The organism is Kribbella sp. NBC_00709 (assembly GCF_036226565.1).
GTDB lineage: Bacteria > Actinomycetota > Actinomycetes > Propionibacteriales > Kribbellaceae > Kribbella.
This window is the reverse complement of the sequence record NZ_CP108996.1, coordinates 6,493,402-6,514,605: the sequence shown is the minus strand read 5'-3', so window position 1 is coordinate 6,514,605 and position 21,204 is coordinate 6,493,402. Positions and strand designations below refer to the sequence as shown.

Below are 21,204 nucleotides of genomic sequence, written 5' to 3'. Positions count from 1 at the left end.
CACACCACCTGAAATTCACCTACTGAGACCACCAAATCCTGAGAGGCTGATCCGATGTCTTGGCAGCCCTCCCCCGACTGGCAACCACTCACCTCCGGCACCGGCCAGGCCACCGGCGGCGTCTGGCGGACCCCCGACGGCCAGGTGGTCAAACGCCTGGTGCCCGGCGTCGAGGATCCCCGCCACCACGCGTACTGGGAACGCCAGGCCTTGGTCGCCGAGTCCGGCATCGTGTCGGGTACTCCGGGACTTCGCGCACCGGCGTGTCTGGGTGTCGAGCGCGACGCGGACGGGATCACGCTGCGGATGGCCTACACGCCTGCTGCCTCGTGGACTGGAGAGGGGCTGGCTGAGGCTCTGGGGCGGTTCGCAGGCTGTTCCGTGGCCGAGCCCGGCTGGGGTGCTCGGGACGTACTGCGGGACCGTCTGCGGACCGTGGAGCTGCGGGGTGGATGGGATGCGCTGACTCGAGCCGGCCTGAGTTCACCGGCGATCGAGGAGCTGTGGGTACGGCGGGACGCCGCGCTGACGGTGCTGGATCGGCTCCCCCGAGTGCCGACACACGGGGATGCGCACCCGGTGAACCTGTTCGGGCGCGACGGCCAGGACGTCATCGCCATCGACTGGGAGCAGTTCGGTCCGGGGCCGGCCGGATTCGACCTCGGCTACCTGTTCCTCGCCGTCGACACCCCACTGCACGCGTTGGTCGCCGCACACGGTGGCGACGTACGGCGTGGTGCTGTGCTCGTGGCGGCATACACCGGGGTTTCGCGAGCAGCGTGGGCACTCGGGCAACCCGACACCGGGGACCACGTCGAACGGCTGCTGCGACTGTCAGAAGTCATCGAGCAGGCCGCCGCCTGCCTCTGATGTGTACCGACGGACGGGTAGTGGTCCCGCTGGATCGGCGTGGGGCCGTGCGCGTAGGAGGCGACAGCGCTGATTGTCCCGACCACTACCCGTCCGTCGGTACGTCCGCCCGGCGGGCGGGCGCCTTGAAGCGATCGAGGGCAGCGCCGACGAGGTCGCCGTCGCGCCAGTCGTAGACGAGCACCGGGCCGGCCGGGGATTCGATCACCGCATGTCGTGGCTGCGGCGCGATCGAGTTGGCCCGGCCGAGGCACGACAGCACTGGCAGCGGGCGCTGACCCCGGCATTCCGCGGTACCGGCTGATTAGGCTGGGAGCCATGACTCTCGCCGATTTCCCGAGGTACCCGTTGTTGTTCGGGCCGAGCCCCGTGCACCCGCTGGAGCGGCTGTCGGCGTACCTGGGTGGGGCCAAGGTCTGGGCGAAGCGGGAGGACTGCAACTCGGGGCTCGCGTACGGCGGGAACAAGACGCGCAAGCTCGAGTACCTGATCCCGGACGCGCTCGCTCAGGGAGCGGACACGCTGGTGTCGATCGGCGGGTACCAGTCGAACCACACCCGGCAGGTGGCCGCGGTCGCGGCGAAGGTCGGGCTGAAGGCGGTGCTGGTCCAGGAGAACTGGGTCGACTGGCCGGACGCGCTCAACGACCGGGTCGGCAACATCCTGCTGAGCCGGATCATGGGGGCCGAGGTGCGGCTCGATCCGGCCGGGTTCGGGATCGGGTTCAAGGACAGCTGGAAGCAGGCGCTCGAGGACGTGCAGGCCCGTGGCGGTACGCCGTACGCCATCCCGGCCGGCGCCTCGGACCACCGGCTCGGCGGGCTGGGATTCGCGCAGTGGGCGTACGAGGTCGAGCAGCAGGAGCGGGAGCTCGGGGTCTTCTTCGACACGATCGTGGTCTGCTCGGTGACCGGGTCGACGCATGCCGGGATGATCGCCGGGTTCGCCGGCCAGGACCGGCCGCGGCGGGTGATCGGGATCGACGCGAGCGCGAAGCTGCAGGAGACCCGCGATCAGGTCGAGCGGATCGCCCGGGCGACGGCCTCGTTGATCGGGTTGGAGCGCGAACTGCGCGACGACGAGATCACCGTGCTGGAGGGATGGGCCGGGGACGAGTACGGGATCCCGGTGCAGTCCACGCTGGACGCGATCCGCCTGACCGGTCAGCTCGAAGGGATGATCATTGACCCGGTCTACGAGGGCAAGTCGATGGCCGGGCTGATCGACCTGATCCGCAACGGCGAGATCGGCAAGGACTCCACCGTCCTCTACGCCCACCTCGGCGGGCAGCCCGCACTGAACGCCTACAGCGGGCTCTTCGCCCGGAGCACGCCGATCACCTGACAGCTACCAGCCGCCGGCGAAGAAGGATTCGAGGCCAGGTAGCGGATGGGCCGCGGTGGTCGCGTTCGCCACCACGATGACGGCCAGTGTCAGCGCCAGCAGCGGGATGAAGACGCCGTACGCCGCCAGCAGTCGCCTGGACCGTCGCTCGGTCCGATCCACCCTCGCGAACCGTCGCCACAGCAGGACGGTGAGAGCCACGAGCGCGATGACCACGATCGTGCCCTCGACGGCCATCACCGCGTGGAACTTGACGTAGTCGCTGCGGATCACCTCGAGGGCGGGTGAGTTCTGGCCGTCGGCCAGTCGCTGCCTGATCTGGGCCAGCGTGTCCGGCAGCGGGCTCGCTGAGGCGCTGGGGGCGCCGAACAGCATCGGCAGGAGAGAGCCGAACGGCGCCGCCATTCCATGGATGTTGGCCATCACAGCCGCCAGCGAGACCACCGCCAGCGCCGTGGAAACGACACCGCTGACCGCGAGAGCCGCTGCCCGAAGACCGCCGACCCGGAGGAACGCCTGCCAGCTCAGCACGCCGAGGACGATGAGCACCGCCAGCAACGCTCCGGCGAGGAATGCCTTGGCGACGTGGTAGCGAAACCAGTAGTCGACGACCGGCTGGAGCTCTGATCCGAAGCCGCCGGTGCCGGAACGCCAGTACCCGACGAACGCGTTGCGGAAGGTTGCGATGAGTCGGCTCTCGCTGCCCAGACCGGTGGTCGCCGCGGTGCTCGCGAGCGTGGCCGGAGCCAGCACAAAGGCGACGATCAGCGCCGCGGCGGTGGTCGCGACGGCGCTGAGCGCCTGCCACGGGCGGCGGAAGGTGGTCGACGTCATGAGCTCAAGCTAGGCGGACCAGGCGGGTGCGTACCATCACGCTGGATCGACTCTTGAGGTAGCGCCGGCGATACCTTCTGGTCAACCGATTCCGGGCCCGACGAGGGTGCCGACGAAATAGGTGAGGGCGGCGGCTGCGGCGCCGAGCAGGAGCTGGCGGAGGCCGGAGTACCACCAGGAACGGGTGGTGACGCGGGAGACGACCGCGCCGCAGACGAACAGGGCGGTCAGGGACAGGATCAGCGACGGTACGACGCTGCCGGAGCCGAACAGGTACGGCGCGAGCGGGATGAACGCACCGACCGCGAAGCAGACGAACGACGAGGCGGCCGCGATCACCGGGTTCGGCAGGTCGCCGGGGTCGATGCCGAGCTCCTCGCGGACGTGCTCCTCGAGGGCCTGCTCCGGGTCGGCGTGGAACTGCTTGGCGACCTTGCTGGCCAGGTCCGGGTCGAGGCCCTTCGCGCGGTACGTCTCGGCGAGCTCGATCTCCTCGTCGATCGGGTGCCGGTGGATCTCCTTGCGCTCGACCTCGATCTCGGCGTGGGCGAGTTCGCGCTGGGAGGCGACCGAGGTGTACTCCCCCGCCGCCATCGAGAACGCGCCCGCCGCCAGACCCGCGAGGCCGGCGAGCACGATGAACTTCGAGCCGGAGCTGGTACCGCCGTCCATGCCGGCGATCAGGGCGAAGTTCGACACCAGGCCGTCCATCGCCCCGAACACAGCCGGCCGCAGCCAGCCGCCGTTCACATCACGGTGCTTGTGGTCCCCGTGATGCTCCCCCGAAACCTGAGGTGTCTCAGTCACGAGACCCATCAGAATCGGCGCCGTTCTTCACGTCAACCTTCGGCTGCGGGTTCGCCTCGGCATCCGGCTCTTCGGCCGGCTCCGCCGAGGCGGCGGAGTCACCGGCATCAGTCCCGGTGGAGTCGGTGGTCGGGTTTGCCTCGTCGTCGGTCGGCGTCGCGTCAGTAGCCGCCTTCTCGCTGTCGCTCGGCTTGCCGGCGGCGGGGCCGGTGGTGATGTCTTCCTGGCCCGGGCGGCGTTTGGCGCTCAGGACGAAGGCGGCTACGGCGAGGACGAACAGGATGAGGGCGGTCCAGACGTTCAGGCGGAGGCCGAGGAAGTGGTTGACGGTGTCGATGCGCATGTTCTCGATCCAGGCGCGGCCGGCGGTGTAGCCGGCGACGTACAGGAAGAACGCGCGTCCGTGGCCGAGCTTGAAGCGGCGGTCGACCAGGATGACCAGGGCCACGACGCCGAGGTTCCAGACCGCCTCGTACAGGAACGTCGGGTGGAAGGTGGCGAAGTCGGCGTACCCGGCCGGGCGATGCTCCGGCGAGATCTCCAGACCCCACGGCTTCGTGGTCGGGCGGCCGAACAGCTCCTGGTTGAAGTAGTTGCCGAACCGGCCGAACACCTGCGCCAGCGCGATCCCCGGCGCCATCGCGTCCGCGACCGCCAGGAACGGCACCTTCGCCCGCCGGCAGGCGATCCACGCACCCAGCGCGCCGAACCCGACCGCGCCCCAGATACCCAGTCCGCCGTGCCAGATCTTCAGCGCGTCGATCGGATGCCGGCCCGCACCGAAGTACAGCTCGGCGTCGGTGACCACGTGGTAGATCCGCGCGCCGACCAACCCGAACGGGATCGCCCAGAACATGATGTCGGCCAGCACCGGCGCGGACCCGCCGCGCGCCACCCAGCGCCGGCGACCGAGCCAGTAGCCGACGAAGATGCCGGCCAGGATGCACAACGCGTACGCGCGGAGCGGGAGGCCGAGGACGTGCCAGACACCCTGGCTCGGGCTGGGGATGAATGCCGGAACCATCACGGCGGGAATCAGACTAGACATGGCAAGGGGGAACGCTACTCGACCCGCCAGACCACTGCCAGGAACGCCCGGTCACGATGGGGACTCAGCTTGTGACCGCGTCGACGGCCTGCTGCAGGCCGTCCGCGCTCAACTGGTCGGCCGGCAACTGCTTGCCGTTGACGTAGACGGTCGGCGTCCCGGTCACGCCGCGGTCGTCGGCGGCCTTGCCCACCGACTCCAGCCAGCCCGCGTACGTGTTGTCCTGCAACGCCTGCTGGAACTTCGCGTCGCCGACCCCGAGCTGCTTCCCGAGCTCGATCAGCTGGTCGGTGGTCCACGACTTCGAGAAGTCGCCGTACATCTCGTCGGCGAAGCTCAGCGCCTTGCCGTTCGCGGCCGCGGCGGCGAACGCGTTGGCCAGCCGCGGCGAGGCGTCCGGGTTGACGAACTGCAGCGGCCAGTAGGTCAGCGTCGCCTTGCCGTCCTGGACGAGCTTGTCGACGGTCGTGCCGGTCGACTCCTCGAACTCCGCGCAGTGCGGGCAACGGAAGTCGAGGTACAGGTCGATGTTGACCTTCGCGCCGGCCTGGCCGACCGTGACGCCCTTGCCGGACGTGCCCGGTCCGGTGATCACCGTCGGCTCGGCGCGGCCGTTCGAGCTGACCTCGACCTTGGAGTGACCGCGGTAGTACTGCACGCCGACACCGCCGGCGAGCGCCAGGACCAGGACGATCACCACGACGATCCCTGGCGAGATCCGGCGCTTCGGCTGCTGGAGCAGCGGATTGGTGGTGCTCACGACGCGGTGACTCCTTGCGGTTCGGATACGACAGCGAACTTGCTGACCGGGTTCAGCCACAGCCAGCCGGCCAGCACCAGCAGGCCGACGTCCCGGAGGATCTCCTGCAGGTACTTCGTCTGGCCGGCCGCGACCTGACCGCCGCCGCCGAAGCAGCCGCAGTCGATCGACAGGCCGCGAGCCCAGGCGGACGACACCGCGGCGATGAACACGACCATGAAAACACCCGCGGCCGCCGCCGAGGCGCGGACACCGAAGCCGACGATCAACAGCAACCCGATCGCGATCTCCAGGAACGGCAGGCCCCACCCGACCGGCTCCACCAGGGCCGACGGCAGCAGCTCGTACGCCCGGACCGCCTGCGCGGCCGTCTCCGGATCGGTGACCTTCAGTGCCCCGGCGACCAGCATCACGCCGCCGAGAACGAGCCGCGCAGCGAGCGAGAACCACGGAAACCACGACCTCACTGGTTGTCCGCCACCAGCTTCCCGAAGTCGTGGGCGAGGTCGCCGATGGCGGCGTTCGACAGCCAGATCACGTTCGCCTTGTCGGTCTTGCCGAAGCCGATCACCTGCGCTCCGTGACCGACCTCGTACCCTCCGGAGGGGAGCTTCTGCATCCCTTCGACCGGCACGCCGACCGCCTTCGCCACGTCCTTGATCGAGGTCAGCGAGCCGGTCAGACCGGTGAACGACGGGTCGAACCGGTCCAGATACTTACGAATCACCGGTCCGGTGTCCCGCGACGGGTCGGTGGTGATGAACAGCATCTGGATCTGGTCCCGCACCGGCTGGTCGAGCTTGGTCAGCGCCGACGCCACGTCAGCCATCACGGTCGGGCACACGTCCGGGCAGTTCGTGTAGCCGAAGAACACCAGCGTGACCGGCTTCTTGGTCGAGGTGACCAGGTTGAACGGGTTTCCACCGGTGTCGGTCAGGGTGGTCGCCGGCATCGAGTACGGCCGATCCAGCGTGGCGCCGCGCAACCCGTTCGGGTCCTGGCTGCTGCGGATGATCGCGCCGCCGGGATTGTCGGCCTTCTGCTCCTTGCCACTGCAGCCCGCGAGGGCGAGCAGAGCCACCGCGGCCAGCAGAACGACCGCGTTACTGGTTCGACTCACGGCGGTTCTAACGTTCGGCAGGCGTGCGGGGTTCCCGGCGGACGCCTTCGGCCAGGTCCTCGGTCAGCGCGCGGACACCGGCCGGACCGCCGGTCTCGAGCGCCTTGACCAGGGCCGCGCCGACGATCGCCGCGTCCGCGAACGCCACCACACCGGCCGCCTGGTCCCCGTTGGAGATCCCGAGACCGACGCCGACCGGCAGCCCGGTCACCGCCTTCGTCCGGGCCACCAGCGGCGCCGCGAGCTCCGACGGCTTGTCCCGCGCACCGGTGACGCCCATCACGGCGGTCGCGTAGACGAAACCGCGGCAGGCGGCCGTGGTCATCGCGATCCGCTCGTCGGTCGACGACGGTGAGACCAGGAACACCTTGTCCAGGTCGTGCTTGTCCGCGGCCGCGATCCACTCCGCGCCCTCGTCCGGGATCAGGTCGGGCGTGATCAGCCCCGCTCCCCCGACGCCGGCGAAGTCGGCCGCGAACCGGTCCACGCCGTACCGCTCGATCGGGTTCCAGTACGTCATCACGAGCACCGGCACGTCGGAGTACGCCGCGATCGTCTCGACCGTGCTGAGCACGTCCCGGGTCCGCAGCCCGCCGGCCCGCGCGATCTCGGTGGCGCGCTGGATCGTGACGCCGTCCATCACCGGATCGCTGTACGGCAGGCCGAGCTCGATCACGTCGGCGCCGCCGTCGATCATCGCCTTGACGCCGTCCACGGCGCCGTCGTACGTCGGGAAGCCGGCCGGCAGGTACCCGACCAGGGCCCCGCGGCCCGCCTCGTTCGCCTTCTGGATCGCGGCCCCACCCTTGCCCAGGGCAACCACATCACTCACCGGTGGCCTCTTTCTCGCCGAGGCCGAACCAGCTGGCGGCCGTGTCCATGTCCTTGTCCCCGCGACCGGAGAGGTTCACCAGGATAGTTGCCTCAGGCCCCAGTTCCTTGGCGATGTCGAGCGCGCCGGCGACCGCGTGCGCGGACTCGATGGCCGGGATGATGCCCTCGGTCCGGGACAGCAGCTTGAACGCCTCCATCGCCTCGGCGTCGGTGATCGGCCGGTACGACGCACGCCCGGTCTCGGCCAGCCACGCGTGCTCCGGCCCGACACCCGGGTAGTCCAGGCCCGCGGAGATCGAGTGCGACTCGATCGTCTGCCCGTCCTCGTCCTGCAGCAGGAACGACCGGGCACCGTGCAGTACGCCGACCTGGCCGGCGGTGATCGTGGCCGCGTGCCGACCGGTCTCGAACCCGTCGCCGCCCGGCTCGACGCCGTACAGCTTCACGTCCTCGTCCGGAATGAACGCCGTGAACAGGCCGATCGCGTTCGACCCGCCACCGACCGACGCGACAGCGGCGTCCGGCAACTTGCCGAGCAGCTCCAGCGACTGCTCGCGGGCCTCGTCGCCGATTCCGCGGACGAAGTCGCGGACCATCGCCGGGAACGGGTGCGAGCCGGCCGCCGTACCGAGGATGTAGTGCGTCTTGTCCACGCTGGCGACCCAGTCGCGCAGGGCGTCGTTGATCGCGTCCTTGAGGGTCCGGCTGCCGGTCTTCACCGAGATCACCTCGGCGCCGAGCAGCTGCATCCGGGCCACGTTCAGCGCCTGGCGCTGGGTGTCGACCTCGCCCATGTAGACGACGCACTCGAGGCCCAGGTACGCGCACGCGGTCGCCGTCGCGACGCCGTGCTGGCCGGCGCCGGTCTCGGCGATCACACGCGGCTTGCCCATCCGCTTGGTCAGCAGGGCCTGACCGATGGCGTTGCGGATCTTGTGCGCGCCGGTGTGGTTCAGGTCCTCGCGCTTCAGCAGGATCCGCGCGCCGGCCACATCGGACAGCCGGGTCGCGTCGTACAGCAGGCTCGGGGCGCCGATGTAGTCGCGCAGCATCCGCTCGAACTCACCGGTGAACTCCGGGTCGGCCATGGCTTCGCGCCACGCGGTCGTGAGCTCGTCGAGCGGCGCGATCAGCGCCTCCGGCATGAACCTGCCGCCGAAACGGCCGAAGTGCCCGAACTGGTCGGGCAGCACAGTAGACATCCGACAAAACCTTCCAAGCCCGGCCCTAGGCGCGGGAGAGATGCTGCCCCGTGCCGTTTGGACCGGCCGAGGAGGTCTAGTGCCGCTGCTGGATGGCGGGATGCGATCCGGCGGCGACGAGGTCGGCGACCGAGGCGCGAGGATCGCGGCCGGTCACCAGGGTTTCACCGACGAGGACGACATCGGCCCCGGCGCGCGCGAACTCGATTACATCATGCGGCCCGCGAACCCCGGACTCGGCCACCCGGACCAGCTCGGTCGGGATCGTCGGCGCGACCCGGGCGAAGGTGTCCCGGTCGACCTCGAGGGTCTTCAGGTTGCGGTTGTTCACGCCGATCAGCTGAGCGCCGGCGTCCACCGCACGCAGGGTCTCCTCCTTGTCGTGCACCTCGACCAGCGGGCACAGGCCGATCGAGTGCGCGCGCTCGATCAGCGAGACCAGGGCCTCCTGCTCCAGCGCCGCCGCGATCAGCAGCACCATGTCGGCGCCGGCCGCCCGGGCCTCCCAGAGCTGGTACGACGAGACGATGAAGTCCTTGCGCAGCACCGGCACGTCGACCCGGCCGCGCACCGCGCGCAGGTCGTCCAGGCTGCCGTTGAACCGGCGTTCTTCGGTGAGGACCGAAATCGCCGCGGCGCCACCCAGCTCGTACTCCCCGGCCAGCGCGGCCGGATCGGTGATCTCGGCCAGCTCGCCCTTGGACGGGCTGGACCGCTTCACCTCGGCGATCACCGCGATCCCGTCGCCGCGGAACACCGGCATCGGGTCCTTGGCGTCCGGCTTGCGCTGGGCCTCCTGCTTCAGATCGTCCAGGCTGACCCGCGCCTGGCGCTCCGCGAGGTCCTCCCGGACCCCGGCGAGAATGTCGTCAAGCACAGTCATGTCCGTCCGCTCCTCAGTGGTCGCCGTCAGTCGGGACCCCGAAGCCCAGCAACTGCAGCACCTTGCCGGCCAGCGCACCCAGCACCGCGATCGCGACGGAGATCCAGAACAGCACCCAGTTCGGCCCGAGCACCATCGCGATGGCGCCGAGCGTGAACGCGACCAGCACGATCACCACCGCGGTCCACGCCGCGGGGCTGTTGCCGTGCAGATCGTGGGGGGCCTCCGCCGCGATCCGAGTCGCTCCTTGATCCGCCACCGTATTGTCCATAGTTGGCGCCACTCCTCCTCGTCGTCCTGTCCTATTGTGGCGGTAGGCCGCCGCGATCAGAGAGTCGGGTCCTCTCCAGCGTCGATCGCCTTCCACTGATCCGCCGGTGAGGCGGCCGGATCACGCTCGTATCGTGCGGTGGGCCGCTGCCAGCGATGGGCTGTCAGCGCGGTGATGAGCCCGGCCGCGACCAGGGCGATCCCGCCGCCCAGCGCGAACCACGGCGCCACGCCGAGCGACTGCGTCACCTGGTCGGCGAGTACGTCGCTCAACTCGGGCCGCAGCCTGCTCAGCTCAGGGCCATCGGGGCGCACGCTCAGTGCGACGACGACCGCGACCGCTCCGAGCAGCGCCACCAGACCGCCCAGAATTCTCCGCAGCAGCGTGCCTGCCAGCTTCGTGACGACGACCGCCACCACCGCGGCAAGCGCCAGCGTCACCGGTGCCTTGGTGATCGTGTAGCCGTTGAACACCACGTCCGCGCGCCCGTTGCCCGGGTTGGCCGACACCCAGGTCAGATACCCGGACAGGCCCAGCAGCGCGAGCGCCACCAGTGCGAGCAGGTCCACTACGCGTTGAGGTTTCATACGTCGGTGAAGGTTCCTGCGACCGCGATCGCGTTCAGCACGGCGGCCGCCTTGGTCCGGCACTCCGCGTCCTCCGAGGCCGGGTCGGAATCGGCGACGATCCCGGCACCGGCCTGGACGTACGCCGTCCCGCCGCGCAGCACCGCGGTCCGGATCGCGATCGCGGTATCCGCGTCCCCGGCGAAGTCGAGGTAGCCGACCACACCGCCGTACACGCCGCGCCGGGTGACCTCGAGTTTGTCGATGATTTCCATCGCCCGCGGTTTCGGTGCCCCGGACAACGTCCCGGCCGGGAACGCGGCGGTGAGCGCGTCGAACGCGGTCTTGCCGGCCGCCAACTGCCCGGTCACCGTCGACTCCAGATGCATCACGTGGCTGTACCGGCGGACCGTCATGAAGTCGACGACCTCGACGGTGCCGGGCGCGCAGACCCGGCCGACGTCGTTGCGGCCGAGGTCGACCAGCATCAGGTGCTCGGCGCGCTCCTTGGCGTCGGCGCGCAGCTCCTCCTCCAGCGCGTGGTCCTCCTCCGGCGTCGCACCGCGGCGACGGGTGCCGGCGATCGGGTGCAGGATCACCTTGTTCTCGGTGACCTTGACCAGTGCCTCCGGGCTGGAGCCGACGATGTCGAAGCCGTCCAGGCGGACCAGGTACATGTACGGGCTCGGGTTGGACCTTCGCAGTACCCGGTAGATGTCCAGGGCGCTCGCGGTGGTCTGGAGCTCGAACCGCTGCGAGACGACGATCTGGAACGCCTCGCCTGCCCGGATCTCCTCCTTGGCGTGCTCGACCGCCTCCCGGTACTCCGCGCTGGAACGCTGCCGGTGCGGATCCGGCTCGGCCTGCCGGTCGGCGCGGACGACGTACGACGGTGTGGGTTGCGCGAGGTCGCGCTCCATCGCGTCGAGCCGGCGGACGGCGTCGGCGTACGCCTCGTCGACGCGCTCGTCGGAGTCGTCCCAGTTGACCGCGTTCGCGATCAGCCAGATCTCGCCGGTCTCGTGGTCGAGGGCGGCCAGGTCGGTGGCGAACAGGAACGTCAGCTCGGGCAGCCCGAGGTCGTCGGTCGTCGTGTCCGGCAACCGCTCGAGCCGGCGTACGGCGTCGTACCCGAGGAAGCCGACCATGCCGCCGGTCAGTGGCGGCAGGTCGGGCAGCCGCGGCGTGTGCAGGATCTCGAGCGTCTCGCGGAGCGCCTTCAGCGGGTCGCCGGTCTGCGGCAGGCCGACGGGCGGGTTGCCGGTCCAGATGGCCTCGCCGTCGCGCTCGGTCAGGGTCGCGGCGGAGCGGACGCCGATGAACGAGTAGCGTGACCAGACCCCGCCGTTCTCCGCCGACTCGAGCAGGAACGTGCCTTCGCGCTCGGCCGCAAGCTTGCCGTAGACACCGATCGGCGTCTCCGCGTCACCGAGCAGCCGCCGCGTCACCGGGATGACCCGGCGGTCCTTGGCGTACTCGCGGAACGTCTCCAGCTCCGGGACCGTCATGCCGCGACCTCGATCTCGCCGTTGTCGAAGCAGCTGCGGGTGCCGGTGTGGCAGGCGGGACCTTCCTGGTCGACGAGGAGGAGCAGGGTGTCGGCGTCGCAGTCGACGAGGATCTGCTTCACGTGCTGACGATGGCCGCTGGTCTCGCCCTTGACCCAGTACTCCTGCCGGCTGCGGGACCAGAACGTGCCCCGCTTGGTCTCCGCGGTACGGCGCACCGCCTCGGCGTTCATCCAGCCCACCATCAGGACCTCGCGCGTGTCGTATTGCTGCACCACTGCCGGGATCAACCCGGCCGCGTCGAAGGTCAACTCGTCGATAGTCACCCACCCATTGTCTCCGATCACAGCCACGACCCTGACCACGGGAGGCAGATCCGGACGCGGCCTGACAGGATGGCGGAATGACGAGTGAGGCGCGGATCGGGGAACTGTTGCGGGAACATCCGGTGATCGACGGGCACAACGACCTGCCGATCGCGTTCTACGAGCTCTGCAACTACGACCTGGACGCGCACGACCTCGCCGGCCCGGTGCCGGAGCTGAACACGGACATCCCGCGGCTGCGGGCCGGGCACGTCGGCGCCCAGTTCTGGTCGTTGTGGGTGCCGCAGGACGAGCACTCGGTCCGGCGTACCTTCGAGCAGCTCGACTTCGTCCTGCGCCTCGTCGAGCGGTTCCCCTCGGATCTGCAGCTCGCAGCCACCGCCGACGAGGTGGACGCGGCGATCAAGGCCGGCCGGATCGCGTCGCTGATGGGGATGGAGGGCGGCCACTCGATCGGTGAGTCCCTCGGCGTACTGCGGGTGATGCGCGAGCTCGGCGTGCGGTACATGACGCTGACTCACAACAACAACGTCTCCTGGGCGGACTCGGCCACCGACGAACCGGTGCTCGGCGGGCTGAACGACTTCGGCGAGCAGGTCGTCCGGGAGATGAACCGGATCGGCATGCTGGTCGACCTCTCGCACGTCTCCGCCGACACGATGCGGCATGCCCTTCGGGTGACCAGCGCCCCGGCGATCTTCAGCCATTCGTCGGCCCGCGCGGTCTGCGACGTACCGCGGAACGCGCCGGACGACGTGCTCGAGACGCTAGCCGGCAACGACGGCGTCTGCATGGTGACGTTCGTCCCGTACTTCGTCTCGCAGGCGTACGTCGACTGGCTGGACGGCATGCACGCGCTGGCCGAGAAGCACGGCCTCGAGGGCGACGAGCACCGCGAGAAGGTCAAGGAGATGTACGGCGTGCCGCGACCGGACATCACCCTCGCGGACGTCGTCAAGCACGTCGAACACGTCCGCGAGGTGGCCGGGATCGACCACATCGGCGTCGGCGGCGACTACGACGGCTGCCCGCAGTTCCCGGTCGAGCTGCCGGACGTGTCGACGTACCCGGTGCTGTTCGGCGCGCTGGCCGACCGCGGCTGGAGCGACGACGACCTCGGGAAACTTGCCGGCGGCAACATCTTGCGAGTGCTCCGGGCCGCGGACGACGTGGCGTCGGCCTAGGCGTTGCGGTTCTGCGCCCTGATCTCGGGCAGCGGCTCGAGACCGGCCGCCTGGTACGTCGCGACCGCGCCGACGTTGGACGCCGGCGTACAGGTGTAGATGCTCGACGCGCCCATCTCCTGCAGGGCACGAGCGCACGCGAGCACCATCGCCGTACCGTAGCCGCGACCGCGGTGCAGACTGTGCACGCCCATCGGCTCGATGTAGCCGGGACGCCCCTCACCGGCTGACCACACGGTCGCGGCGGCCACGGACTCGCCGATCTTGTTGCGCGCGATCAGGCACCGCGCGTCCGCGTACGGAATGCCGTCGGCCATCGCGAACCAGCGGTCGTTGGTGAACGTCGACCCGTCGAACGACGCCCGCTGTACGCCGGTCCGCTCATGGGCATCCTCCGAACCGACGACGTCGACCCGCATCTCCGGATCAGGCACCGGTCCGCTCAGGCTGCGCCGGAGCGGGACCCACGGCTTGTCCGCGTCCCATCCCTCCTTGAAGAGCAGGTCCTGCACCAGCGCGCCCATCGGCGTCTCCACGGCAACCTTGCCCTCGATCAGCACACCGGCCGCCGGCGTGCTCACATCCTCGACGATCCGCCGCGCCAGCTCCTCGTCCCGCTGCAGCTCCGGCGCGATCGACATCCGCAACCAGTCCGGCTCGTCGAGCATCCCCACCGCGACGATCTCCCCGTTCCGACGCCAGACCCGGGTAGCAGCCGCCGTCGCCTCCACCCCGAACCGCCAGAACCACCCCAGATCCCCCGGATGCAACTGCAACGCCACCTCCTCCCGCGTCCACTCCCGCAGCACCTCCACCACAGCACCCAACTCCCCGGTCCCCGCACTACCCACCTCAATAGCCATCCCCCGATCCCACACCACCCACCCCCACCAAACCAAGCCGACCCAGCCGACCCAGCCGACTTTGTGCATGAGGGCCGTACGTTTCGAGCGTCGCCGTACGGCGGTCGTGCACAAGGTGGGTTATCCACAAGCGGTCAGCGGGGAGGGGGTCAGGTCGGGGAGGATCGGGGGGTGGAGAGGTTGGGGGGGTTCGGGAGGAGCTGGTTCGGCGGTGGCTGAGGCCGATGCGGCGGGAGGAGTTGCTGGGGCTCGGCTTGCGGAAGTACGACGTCGAGCGGCTGCTGCGGAACGGGCACCTGCAGAACGCGTACGCACGGTACGTCGGCGGAGGTGTCGACCCCCGCCTCGCCGTGATCGCCTGCGCTCAAGCAGCACATCCGAGGTCGGTGATCAGCCACTTCACGGCCGCCGAGGTAGCCGGGCTCCGTGTCTGGGCGAACCACGGACGCTCGTCAACGGACGCCGTCTGGCTCAGCGGCAACGCCTACCGAACGCCGCCGGCTGCTTCGCCGGACGTTCGACCGCGACCAGCGACTCGCCGACCTTGGCGTAGAACTTGTCCGCTGCGGGGGTGGGGTGGTGGGGGTTTGGGGTTTTGTGGTGGGGGCACGGGACGGGCTCAAGTGTTAACCGACGGATGGAGTGGCTGTGCTGACCCTGACTGAGAACGCGACGCTGGTGATCAAGAGCATCACTGGAGTCGAAGGCGCGCCGGAAGGGGCCGGGGTGCGGATCTCGCAGGAGAACCCGGCGGATCCGGCACTCGCGGTGACCACGACAGAGGCTCCGCAACCGGGTGACCAGGTGGTCGAGGAAGCGGGTGCACGGGTCTTCCTCGAGCACAACGCGGCGAACGCGCTCGACGACAAGATCCTGGACGCGGCGGTCGACGACAAGGGCGGTGTCGAGTTCCTGCTGGTGCCGCAGCCGGGCGCCGGCGCTGCACCGACCCCCTGATCGCAGCTGAGTACGCCGGCCGGGATCATCCCCTCGCTGGGTCCCGGCCGGCGTTCAGTGCCTGAAGGATCAGAGCGCGCTGCGCTGCGCGATCCAGCTGTCGTGCAGCTGCGTGTAGACGCCGCCGGCGCCGACGAGTTCGGCGTGCGATCCGCGTTCGACGATCTCACCGTCGTCGAACACCAGCACCTCGTCGGCGGCTTCGGCCGTCGAGAGCCGGTGTGCGATCGTCACCGACGTACGCCCGGCCATCAGCCGCTCGAGCGCCGCGTTGACCCGCACCTCGGTCCCGGGGTCGACCGCCGACGTCGCCTCGTCGAGCACGAGCAGGTCGGGGTCCGCGATGTTCGCGCGGACCAGCGCGACCAGCTGCCGCTCCCCCGCCGACAGCGACTCGCCCCGCTGCCCGACCGGCGAGTCCAGCCCGTCCGGCAGCGACTCCAGCCAGTCCGTCAGTCCGAGCGACTCGAACGCGGTCACCAACTCCGTGTCGGTCACCTCGGGCCGGCCGAAGCGCACGTTCTCGGCCAGCGACGCGTCGAACAGGTAGCCGTCCTGCGGCACCATCACGACCCGCTCCCGCAGCGACTCGAACGAGATCTCCTTCGCGTCCACCCCGTCGAGCTTGACCGCGCCCGCGGTCGGATCCATCAGCCGCGTCAGCAATTTCGCGAACGTCGTCTTGCCGGACCCGGTCTCGCCGACGACCGCGACCCGCCGATGCGGCGCGATCCGTACGCCGACATCGCGCAGTACCAGCTCGCCTTCCGGATAAGCGAAATCGACGTCGTCGAACTCGACCGTGATCGGCCCACGGGCCTGCTTCACCCCGGTCTCGCCGGGATCCACGACATCGGCCGGCGTCGCGATCACGCCGAGCACCCGGCGCCAGCCGGCGAACGCGCTCTGCGCGTCGGTCAGCACCTGCGTGGCGATCTGCACCGGGTCCGAGAACAGCGACACCAGGAACATGAACGCGAGCAGCTCACCCAGCGTCGCCTGCTTGTCCACGCCCAGCAGTACGCCGACCGTCAGCACGCCGGCGTTCGCGAAACCGGCCGCCAGACCACCGATCGAGAACGTCAGACCGGTCAGCCCCTGCGCCCGCGTCGCCGTCTTGCGATAGTCCTCGATGGTCGCGTCGATCCGGCCCTGTGTCCGCGCCTCGATCGCGTACGAGCGGACCACCTGCGCGCCGACGACAGGCTCGGAGATCGCGGACAGCATCTCGCCGACCTTCGCCCGGACCACGCCGTACGCCGCCGACATCGCGCGCTGCAGGTACTTCAGGCTGGCGAACAGCGGGATGAAGCACAGCAGCACGACCAGCGCGAGCTGCCACGAGTAGAAGAACATCACGATCGTCGCGAGGAACATCTGCCCGAGGCTGACCAGGAAGATGAACCCGCCGAACTGCAGGAACTGCGACACCGTGTCGACGTCCGACGTGACCCGGCTGACCAGTGCGCCCCGCCGCTCGGTGCTCTGCGTCAGCACCGGCAGGTCGTGCACGTGCCGGAACGCCTTGATCCGCATCGTCGCCAGCCCCGACTCGGAGTTGACCGCGAGCCGCACGGTCGTCAGGTACGACGCTCCGGCGGTAAGGATCACGCCCAGCGCGCAGATGAGGCACATCCAGGCGACGTACGACATGTCCGGACCGCCGGCGCCGGACAGCCCCTTGTCGATCGTCTGCTGCACCGCGATCGGTACGACGATCCGCCCGGCCGTCATCGTCAACGCCAGGATCCCCGTCACCCCCCATCCACGGGCCAGCTCCGGCGAAACCTTCAGACCGTCTTTGAGTGTTTGCAGCCCACCGGCGTTGTCGCCGTGGTCGAGCCGACTCGCTTCAGCCGCGCTCACGCGGACGCCCCTTCCACATTCAGTTCTTCCTCGCGGCGCTCGGCATCCTTCTCGTACGCGTCGACCAGGTCCCGATAGGCCGGCGTCGAAGCCTGCAGCTCGGTGTGCGTGCCGTGCGCCTGGATCCGGCCCTCGTCGAGGAACAGCACCTCGTCGGCGAGCGAGATCGTCGCCTTCCGGTACGCGATCACCAGTACGGTCGTCGCCGCGCCGGCATCGTCGTGCACAGCGGACCGCAGTCCGGCCAGGATGCGCGCCTCGACCTGCGGGTCGACGGCGCTGGTCGCGTCGTCCAGGATCAGCAACCGCGGCCGCCGGACCAGGGCCCGCGCCAGCGCGATCCGCTGCCGCTGCCCGCCGGACAGCGTCGTACCGCGCTCGCCGACCTTGGTGTCGAGACCGTCCGGCAGCGCCTTCACGAACCCGTCGCCCTGCGCTATCCGCAGCGCGTCCCACACGTCGTCGTCGCTGTACTCGCCGCCGAGCGTGATGTTGCCCCGGATCGTGTCGTCGAACAGGAACGCGGTCTGCGCCACCAGCGCGACCGAGCCGGCCAGTTCGTCGCGCGCCAGCTCCCGCAGGTCGACCCCGTCGACCTTCACCGCGCCCTGCTCCGGGTCGACCAGGCGGGTGAGCAGCGTGGTCATCGTGGACTTGCCGGCGCCGGTCGGCCCGACGACGGCGACCGTCCGCCCAGGCTCGATGGTGAAGTCGACCCCGGCCAGTACGTCGCGCTCCGGCAGGTACCCGAACCGGACGCCGGCGACCTGCAGCCGGGCCGCCTTCGTCGACGTGAGCCGCGCTTCTCCGTACTCCATCCCGCCCTCGGCGGTCAGCACGCGCTGCACCCGGTCCCAGCCGACAACGGACCGCGGCAGCTCGCCGAGCACCCAGCCGAGCGCCCGGATCGGGAACCCGATCAGCGTGAACAGGAACGCCACCTGGATCACGTCACCGGCGTCCGCCCCGCCGGACCGCACCCGCCCGACGCCGACCAGCAGCACCGCGAGCACACCCAGCCGGGGCAGACCGTCGATCACCGGGTCGAACATGCCGCGGGCCTTGTTCACCGCGATGTTCGCGTCCCGGAGCGCGTTCGTCGGGGCACGGAACCGCTCGGTCTCGGCGGCCTCCCGGCCCAGCGTCTTCACCACGAGCGCACCGTCGAAGGACTCGTGCGCGACCTCGGAGACGTCGGCCCGCAACTGCTGCGCCCGGGTCGCGAGCGGCTGCAGGTACCGCTGGAAGATCACGTTCGCGACGAAGACCAGCGGGAAGACCAGACAGCCGACCGCGGCCAGCCAGACGTCGGCCGCGAACATCGCGATCGTCGCGAACACCAGCATCGCGATGACACCGATCGCCATCGGCAGCGGCGCGATCACGAACCAGGTCGACTCCACATCGGCGTTCGCGTTCGACAGCAACATGCCGGTCGAGTGCTGGTGGTGCCACTCCAGCGGCAGCTTCAGGTACTGCCGGGTCACCCGCCGGCGGTACGTCGCCTGCAGCCGGAACTGCATCACGCCGGCCCCGAGCCGCCGCCCGACCACGCCGATCGCGTTCAGGATCGCGATCCCCATGAACAGCGAGATCAGCGTCACGATCGCACCGGTGGTGGTCTCGCCGCGGTCGAACGCGGGCCGGATCACGTGGTCGGTCGACCAGCCGAGCGCCCAGCCGCCGGCCACCGTCATCGCGCCGTACAGCATGCTGGCGAGCACGGACAGCGCGAAGATGCCCGGCTCCTCCCAGATCGCGACCCGCAGCACCCCGAACCCCCGCCGGGTGACGCTGCCCTTGTCGGGGACTTTCGGGACAGGCAAGACACACTCCAGGGCAGTCAGGTGCATACGCGGGACACAGGCATGACAACGATTGACATTCTGCCATTCCCCAACCCCTCCTCCTCAATCTTTTCTTCCCGCTCCTCCTCCCAGGAGCGAAGGGAAGGAAGGAAGAAGGAGTGGGGAATTAGGATCGAGAATGTGACCGACTACAGCCGGGTAGAACGACTTGCGCTCAGTGACCTGCTCGACCAGTTGGGGCCTGATCAGCCCACGCTGTGTGAAGGATGGGACACCTATGACCTCGCGGTCCATCTGTACATCCGGGAAGCCGATCCGATGGTCGGGCCGGGGCTGGTGATCCCCGCCCTCGCGGACACCACGGCGCGGCGGATGAAACGCGCCAAGGAGCGGTACAGCTTCACCGAGGTCGTCGACAAGTTCCGGCACGGGCCGCCCGCGGTCTCGATCTTCGCGCTGCCGAAGCTCGGTCACCAGCTGAACACGAGCGAGTTCTTCATCCACCACGAGGACGTCCGCCGGGCCCAGCCGGCGTACGAGATCCGCACCCTGCCTGCCGAGCAGCAGGAGGGTCTGTGGAAGGGGCTCCGGCTCGGCGCGCGGTCGATGCTGCGGAAGGCTGCGAGCGGCGTGACGCTGGCGCTGCCGGACGGTACGACGGCCGTCGCGAAGCGACCGACCGAGCTGGGATCGGTCACGGTCACCGGCGAGCCGGGTGAGCTGGTGCTGTTCTGTTCCGGGCGTCAGCAGGTGGCCGACGTCCAGCTGGTCGGCGACGCGGAGCCGGTCGAGCGGCTCCGCAATGCGTCATTTGGGGTGTGATTTCCGCCGGGCACGCTGGATCAGACTGCTGACGACGGTGGTGAGGATGACCAGCACGATCGCCGCCAGGACGCCCTGCCAGGGCTCGTCGAAGAGCGCGTAGCCGAGCAGTCCGATCGCCATGTAGACCGCGGCCCACAGGGAGGACGCGGTCAGGTCGACCAGCGCGAACCGCTGCCACGGGTACCCGGCCAGGCCGGCCGCCAGCAGCACGGGCACGCGACCTCCGGGGATCAGCCGCGAGGTCAGCAGCACGCTGATCTCGTGCTCGGCCAGTCTGACCCGGAGCGCGTCCAGCGACGCGTTGTCCCGCAACCACCCGATCCGTTTCGCCAACCGCTCACCGCCGAAGCGGCAACCGGCGTACACGATCAGGTCGCCGACGTACGCCCCGGCCGCACCGGCGATCAGCACACCGACCAGCCCGATCGGATTGCTGTGCGACGCCAGCACTGCGGCTGCCGACACCGCAGCGCCCGTCGGCAGCACCGGAAGCACCGCCCCGATCAGCACCGCACCGGCGAGCGCGACCAAGTACCAGAGATCGAACTTCGTGTCGCCGCTCACGCAGACACCTCGATCGACTCACCCGGCGCCAAGAGCTCCACCTTCACCGCAGGATCTACCTCGGCCATCGCGGCCCGGAACCTGTCCCCCGGTGGCAGGAACAACTCCGGTTTGACCCAATCGAAGCCGATCGGCCAGAACGTCCCGAAATGTACCGGTACGGCCGTCGACGCGCCGACCAGCCGGACCGCCTCGGTCGCCCGCACCGGATCCAGATGCCCCGGTCCGAGCGACGGCCCCCAGCCGCCCACCGGCACCAGCGCCAGGTCCACCTGACCGACCTCCGCGGCCAGCCCGTCGTACAGGTCGGTGTCGCCCGCGAACCAGACACTCGGCGAGCTGTCGATCCGGTAGCCCAGCGCCTGCGCGGAGTACGACGACCAGGGCAGCCGGCGCCCGTCGTGGTGAGCGGTGACGGCGGTGATCTCGAGCGAGCCGATCTTGATTTGATTGCCCGGAGCAACCTCGATGCAGCGGTCGGAGTACGCCGCTCCGCTGTCGGCGTGGATCAGCTTCGCGGCTCCACGCGGCACCACCAGCGCGGCGTCCGGGGCAACCATCGGCAGCGAGGTGAGATGCAGGTGGTCGGCGTGCAGATGCGACACCAGGACCGCGTCGCAGTGCCCTGCCTCGGGCAGCGGCACCGGTCCGCGCCGGCGGCGCAGGTGCGCGATCCGTGACGTCAGCACCGGGTCGGTCAGCAGCCGCGTGCCGTTCGCCTCGATGGTGGTGGTGGCGTGCCCCCACCAGGTGATTCGCACGCT

24 protein-coding genes are annotated in these 21,204 nt (G+C 69.7%); 5 read left to right on the top strand and 19 right to left on the bottom strand.

The window, feature by feature from the left end:
• Positions 1–54 precede the first annotated feature (54 nt).
• Complete coding sequence (locus tag OHA18_RS31895) at positions 55–870, top strand: phosphotransferase (RefSeq protein WP_328999044.1); 816 nt, start codon at positions 55–57, stop codon at positions 868–870.
• Between the two features lie 85 nt (positions 871–955).
• Here OHA18_RS31895 and OHA18_RS31890 read toward each other — a convergent pair whose 3' ends face one another.
• Positions 956–1,078 (bottom strand): hypothetical protein, encoded by a 123-nt coding sequence (locus tag OHA18_RS31890; protein ID WP_328999043.1) that lies wholly within the window; start codon positions 1,076–1,078, stop codon positions 956–958.
• A 110-nt stretch (positions 1,079–1,188) separates the two neighbouring features.
• On the opposite strand from OHA18_RS31890, the gene OHA18_RS31885 reads away from it, so the two are divergent.
• A complete protein-coding gene (locus tag OHA18_RS31885; RefSeq protein ID WP_328999042.1) occupies positions 1,189–2,214 on the top strand; it encodes a 1-aminocyclopropane-1-carboxylate deaminase in 1,026 nt (341 codons plus the stop codon).
• Between the two features lie 3 nt (positions 2,215–2,217).
• On the opposite strand, the gene OHA18_RS31880 is transcribed toward OHA18_RS31885, so the two are convergent.
• The 13 genes from OHA18_RS31880 to hisI all read right to left on the bottom strand — a co-directional run bounded on the left by OHA18_RS31880 (position 2,218) and on the right by hisI (position 12,373).
• Positions 2,218–3,048: a hypothetical protein gene (locus OHA18_RS31880; RefSeq protein ID WP_328999041.1), complete on the bottom strand. Its 831-nt coding sequence runs from the start codon at positions 3,046–3,048 to the stop codon at positions 2,218–2,220.
• Between the two features lie 81 nt (positions 3,049–3,129).
• Complete coding sequence (locus tag OHA18_RS31875; protein WP_328999040.1) at positions 3,130–3,855, bottom strand: VIT1/CCC1 transporter family protein; 726 nt, start codon at positions 3,853–3,855, stop codon at positions 3,130–3,132.
• Complete coding sequence (gene lgt / locus OHA18_RS31870; RefSeq protein WP_328999039.1) at positions 3,848–4,903, bottom strand: prolipoprotein diacylglyceryl transferase; 1,056 nt, start codon at positions 4,901–4,903, stop codon at positions 3,848–3,850. Before lgt ends, OHA18_RS31875 begins: the two co-directional genes overlap by 8 nt.
• A 64-nt stretch (positions 4,904–4,967) precedes the next feature.
• Positions 4,968–5,663 (bottom strand): DsbA family protein, encoded by a 696-nt coding sequence (locus OHA18_RS31865; protein WP_328999038.1) that lies wholly within the window; start codon positions 5,661–5,663, stop codon positions 4,968–4,970.
• On the bottom strand, positions 5,660–6,130 hold the full coding sequence (locus OHA18_RS31860; RefSeq protein ID WP_328999037.1) for a DoxX family protein: 471 nt from the start codon (positions 6,128–6,130) through the stop codon (positions 5,660–5,662). Before OHA18_RS31860 ends, OHA18_RS31865 begins: the two co-directional genes overlap by 4 nt.
• Positions 6,127–6,783, bottom strand: coding sequence for an SCO family protein (locus OHA18_RS31855; protein ID WP_328999036.1), 657 nt, complete (start codon positions 6,781–6,783; stop codon positions 6,127–6,129). Before OHA18_RS31855 ends, OHA18_RS31860 begins: the two co-directional genes overlap by 4 nt.
• 7 nt (positions 6,784–6,790) lie before the next feature.
• Positions 6,791–7,615 (bottom strand): tryptophan synthase subunit alpha, encoded by an 825-nt coding sequence (gene trpA, locus OHA18_RS31850; RefSeq protein WP_328999034.1) that lies wholly within the window; start codon positions 7,613–7,615, stop codon positions 6,791–6,793.
• Positions 7,608–8,819: a tryptophan synthase subunit beta gene (gene trpB, locus OHA18_RS31845; RefSeq protein WP_328999033.1), complete on the bottom strand. Its 1,212-nt coding sequence runs from the start codon at positions 8,817–8,819 to the stop codon at positions 7,608–7,610. Before trpB ends, trpA begins: the two co-directional genes overlap by 8 nt.
• Positions 8,820–8,895: 76 nt before the next feature.
• Positions 8,896–9,702: an indole-3-glycerol phosphate synthase TrpC gene (trpC, locus tag OHA18_RS31840; protein WP_328999032.1), complete on the bottom strand. Its 807-nt coding sequence runs from the start codon at positions 9,700–9,702 to the stop codon at positions 8,896–8,898.
• A gap of 13 nt (positions 9,703–9,715) precedes the next feature.
• Positions 9,716–9,961 carry an HGxxPAAW family protein gene (locus OHA18_RS31835; RefSeq protein ID WP_328999031.1) on the bottom strand — a complete coding sequence of 82 codons (246 nt, stop codon included), beginning with the start codon at positions 9,959–9,961 and terminating at the stop codon, positions 9,716–9,718.
• A 68-nt stretch (positions 9,962–10,029) separates the two neighbouring features.
• Positions 10,030–10,560 carry a Trp biosynthesis-associated membrane protein gene (locus OHA18_RS31830; protein WP_328999030.1) on the bottom strand — a complete coding sequence of 177 codons (531 nt, stop codon included), beginning with the start codon at positions 10,558–10,560 and terminating at the stop codon, positions 10,030–10,032.
• A complete protein-coding gene (locus OHA18_RS31825) occupies positions 10,557–12,047 on the bottom strand; it encodes an anthranilate synthase component I (RefSeq protein WP_328999029.1) in 1,491 nt (496 codons plus the stop codon). The genes OHA18_RS31830 and OHA18_RS31825 overlap by 4 nt, the downstream gene beginning before the upstream one ends.
• Positions 12,044–12,373 carry a phosphoribosyl-AMP cyclohydrolase gene (gene hisI / locus OHA18_RS31820; RefSeq protein WP_328999028.1) on the bottom strand — a complete coding sequence of 110 codons (330 nt, stop codon included), beginning with the start codon at positions 12,371–12,373 and terminating at the stop codon, positions 12,044–12,046. Before hisI ends, OHA18_RS31825 begins: the two co-directional genes overlap by 4 nt.
• Positions 12,374–12,450: 77 nt before the next feature.
• Here hisI and OHA18_RS31815 point away from each other — a divergent pair, with 77 nt between their 5' ends.
• The gene (locus OHA18_RS31815; protein ID WP_328999027.1) at positions 12,451–13,557 is read left to right on the top strand and encodes a dipeptidase; all 1,107 of its coding nucleotides are present in this window, start codon (positions 12,451–12,453) and stop codon (positions 13,555–13,557) included.
• On the opposite strand, the gene OHA18_RS31810 is transcribed toward OHA18_RS31815, so the two are convergent.
• Entirely contained in the window at positions 13,554–14,420 is an 867-nt protein-coding gene (locus OHA18_RS31810) for a GNAT family N-acetyltransferase (RefSeq protein ID WP_328999026.1), read from the bottom strand. The two genes, OHA18_RS31815 and OHA18_RS31810, sit on opposite strands and share 4 nt — an antisense overlap.
• Positions 14,421–15,068: 648 nt before the next feature.
• On the opposite strand from OHA18_RS31810, the gene OHA18_RS31805 reads away from it, so the two are divergent.
• A complete protein-coding gene (locus OHA18_RS31805) occupies positions 15,069–15,377 on the top strand; it encodes a Fe-S cluster assembly protein HesB (protein ID WP_328999025.1) in 309 nt (102 codons plus the stop codon).
• Positions 15,378–15,446: 69 nt separating this feature from the next.
• On the opposite strand, the gene OHA18_RS31800 is transcribed toward OHA18_RS31805, so the two are convergent.
• Both OHA18_RS31800 and OHA18_RS31795 read right to left on the bottom strand, forming a co-directional pair.
• Positions 15,447–17,243 carry an ABC transporter ATP-binding protein gene (locus OHA18_RS31800; RefSeq protein ID WP_328999024.1) on the bottom strand — a complete coding sequence of 599 codons (1,797 nt, stop codon included), beginning with the start codon at positions 17,241–17,243 and terminating at the stop codon, positions 15,447–15,449.
• Positions 17,240–19,069 carry an ABC transporter ATP-binding protein gene (locus OHA18_RS31795; protein ID WP_328999023.1) on the bottom strand — a complete coding sequence of 610 codons (1,830 nt, stop codon included), beginning with the start codon at positions 19,067–19,069 and terminating at the stop codon, positions 17,240–17,242. The genes OHA18_RS31800 and OHA18_RS31795 overlap by 4 nt, the downstream gene beginning before the upstream one ends.
• Positions 19,070–19,231: 162 nt before the next feature.
• Between OHA18_RS31795 and OHA18_RS31790 the strand changes: the two genes are divergently transcribed.
• Positions 19,232–19,873, top strand: coding sequence for a TIGR03085 family metal-binding protein (locus OHA18_RS31790; protein WP_328999022.1), 642 nt, complete (start codon positions 19,232–19,234; stop codon positions 19,871–19,873).
• Here OHA18_RS31790 and OHA18_RS31785 read toward each other — a convergent pair.
• Positions 19,859–20,440 (bottom strand): DedA family protein, encoded by a 582-nt coding sequence (locus OHA18_RS31785; protein WP_328999021.1) that lies wholly within the window; start codon positions 20,438–20,440, stop codon positions 19,859–19,861. The genes OHA18_RS31790 and OHA18_RS31785 overlap by 15 nt on opposite strands.
• Entirely contained in the window at positions 20,437–21,201 is a 765-nt protein-coding gene (locus tag OHA18_RS31780; RefSeq protein ID WP_328999020.1) for an MBL fold metallo-hydrolase, read from the bottom strand. The genes OHA18_RS31785 and OHA18_RS31780 overlap by 4 nt, the downstream gene beginning before the upstream one ends.
• Positions 21,202–21,204 lie beyond the last annotated feature (3 nt).

Bases quoted from the DNA above. Each gene is read 5' to 3' on its own strand.
- OHA18_RS31895 (WP_328999044.1), top strand. From the start codon at position 55: ATGTCTTGGCAGCCCTCCCCCGACTGGCAACCACTCACCTCCGGCACC.
- OHA18_RS31830 (WP_328999030.1), bottom strand. From the start codon at position 10,560: ATGAAACCTCAACGCGTAGTGGACCTGCTCGCACTGGTGGCGCTCGCG.
- OHA18_RS31885 (WP_328999042.1), top strand. From the start codon at position 1,189: ATGACTCTCGCCGATTTCCCGAGGTACCCGTTGTTGTTCGGGCCGAGC.
- trpC (WP_328999032.1), bottom strand. From the start codon at position 9,702: ATGACTGTGCTTGACGACATTCTCGCCGGGGTCCGGGAGGACCTCGCG.
- OHA18_RS31815 (WP_328999027.1), top strand. From the start codon at position 12,451: ATGACGAGTGAGGCGCGGATCGGGGAACTGTTGCGGGAACATCCGGTG.
- OHA18_RS31810 (WP_328999026.1), bottom strand. From the start codon at position 14,420: ATGGCTATTGAGGTGGGTAGTGCGGGGACCGGGGAGTTGGGTGCTGTG.
- OHA18_RS31825 (WP_328999029.1), bottom strand. From the start codon at position 12,047: ATGACGGTCCCGGAGCTGGAGACGTTCCGCGAGTACGCCAAGGACCGC.
- OHA18_RS31880 (WP_328999041.1), bottom strand. From the start codon at position 3,048: ATGACGTCGACCACCTTCCGCCGCCCGTGGCAGGCGCTCAGCGCCGTC.
- trpB (WP_328999033.1), bottom strand. From the start codon at position 8,819: ATGTCTACTGTGCTGCCCGACCAGTTCGGGCACTTCGGCCGTTTCGGC.
- lgt (WP_328999039.1), bottom strand. From the start codon at position 4,903: ATGTCTAGTCTGATTCCCGCCGTGATGGTTCCGGCATTCATCCCCAGC.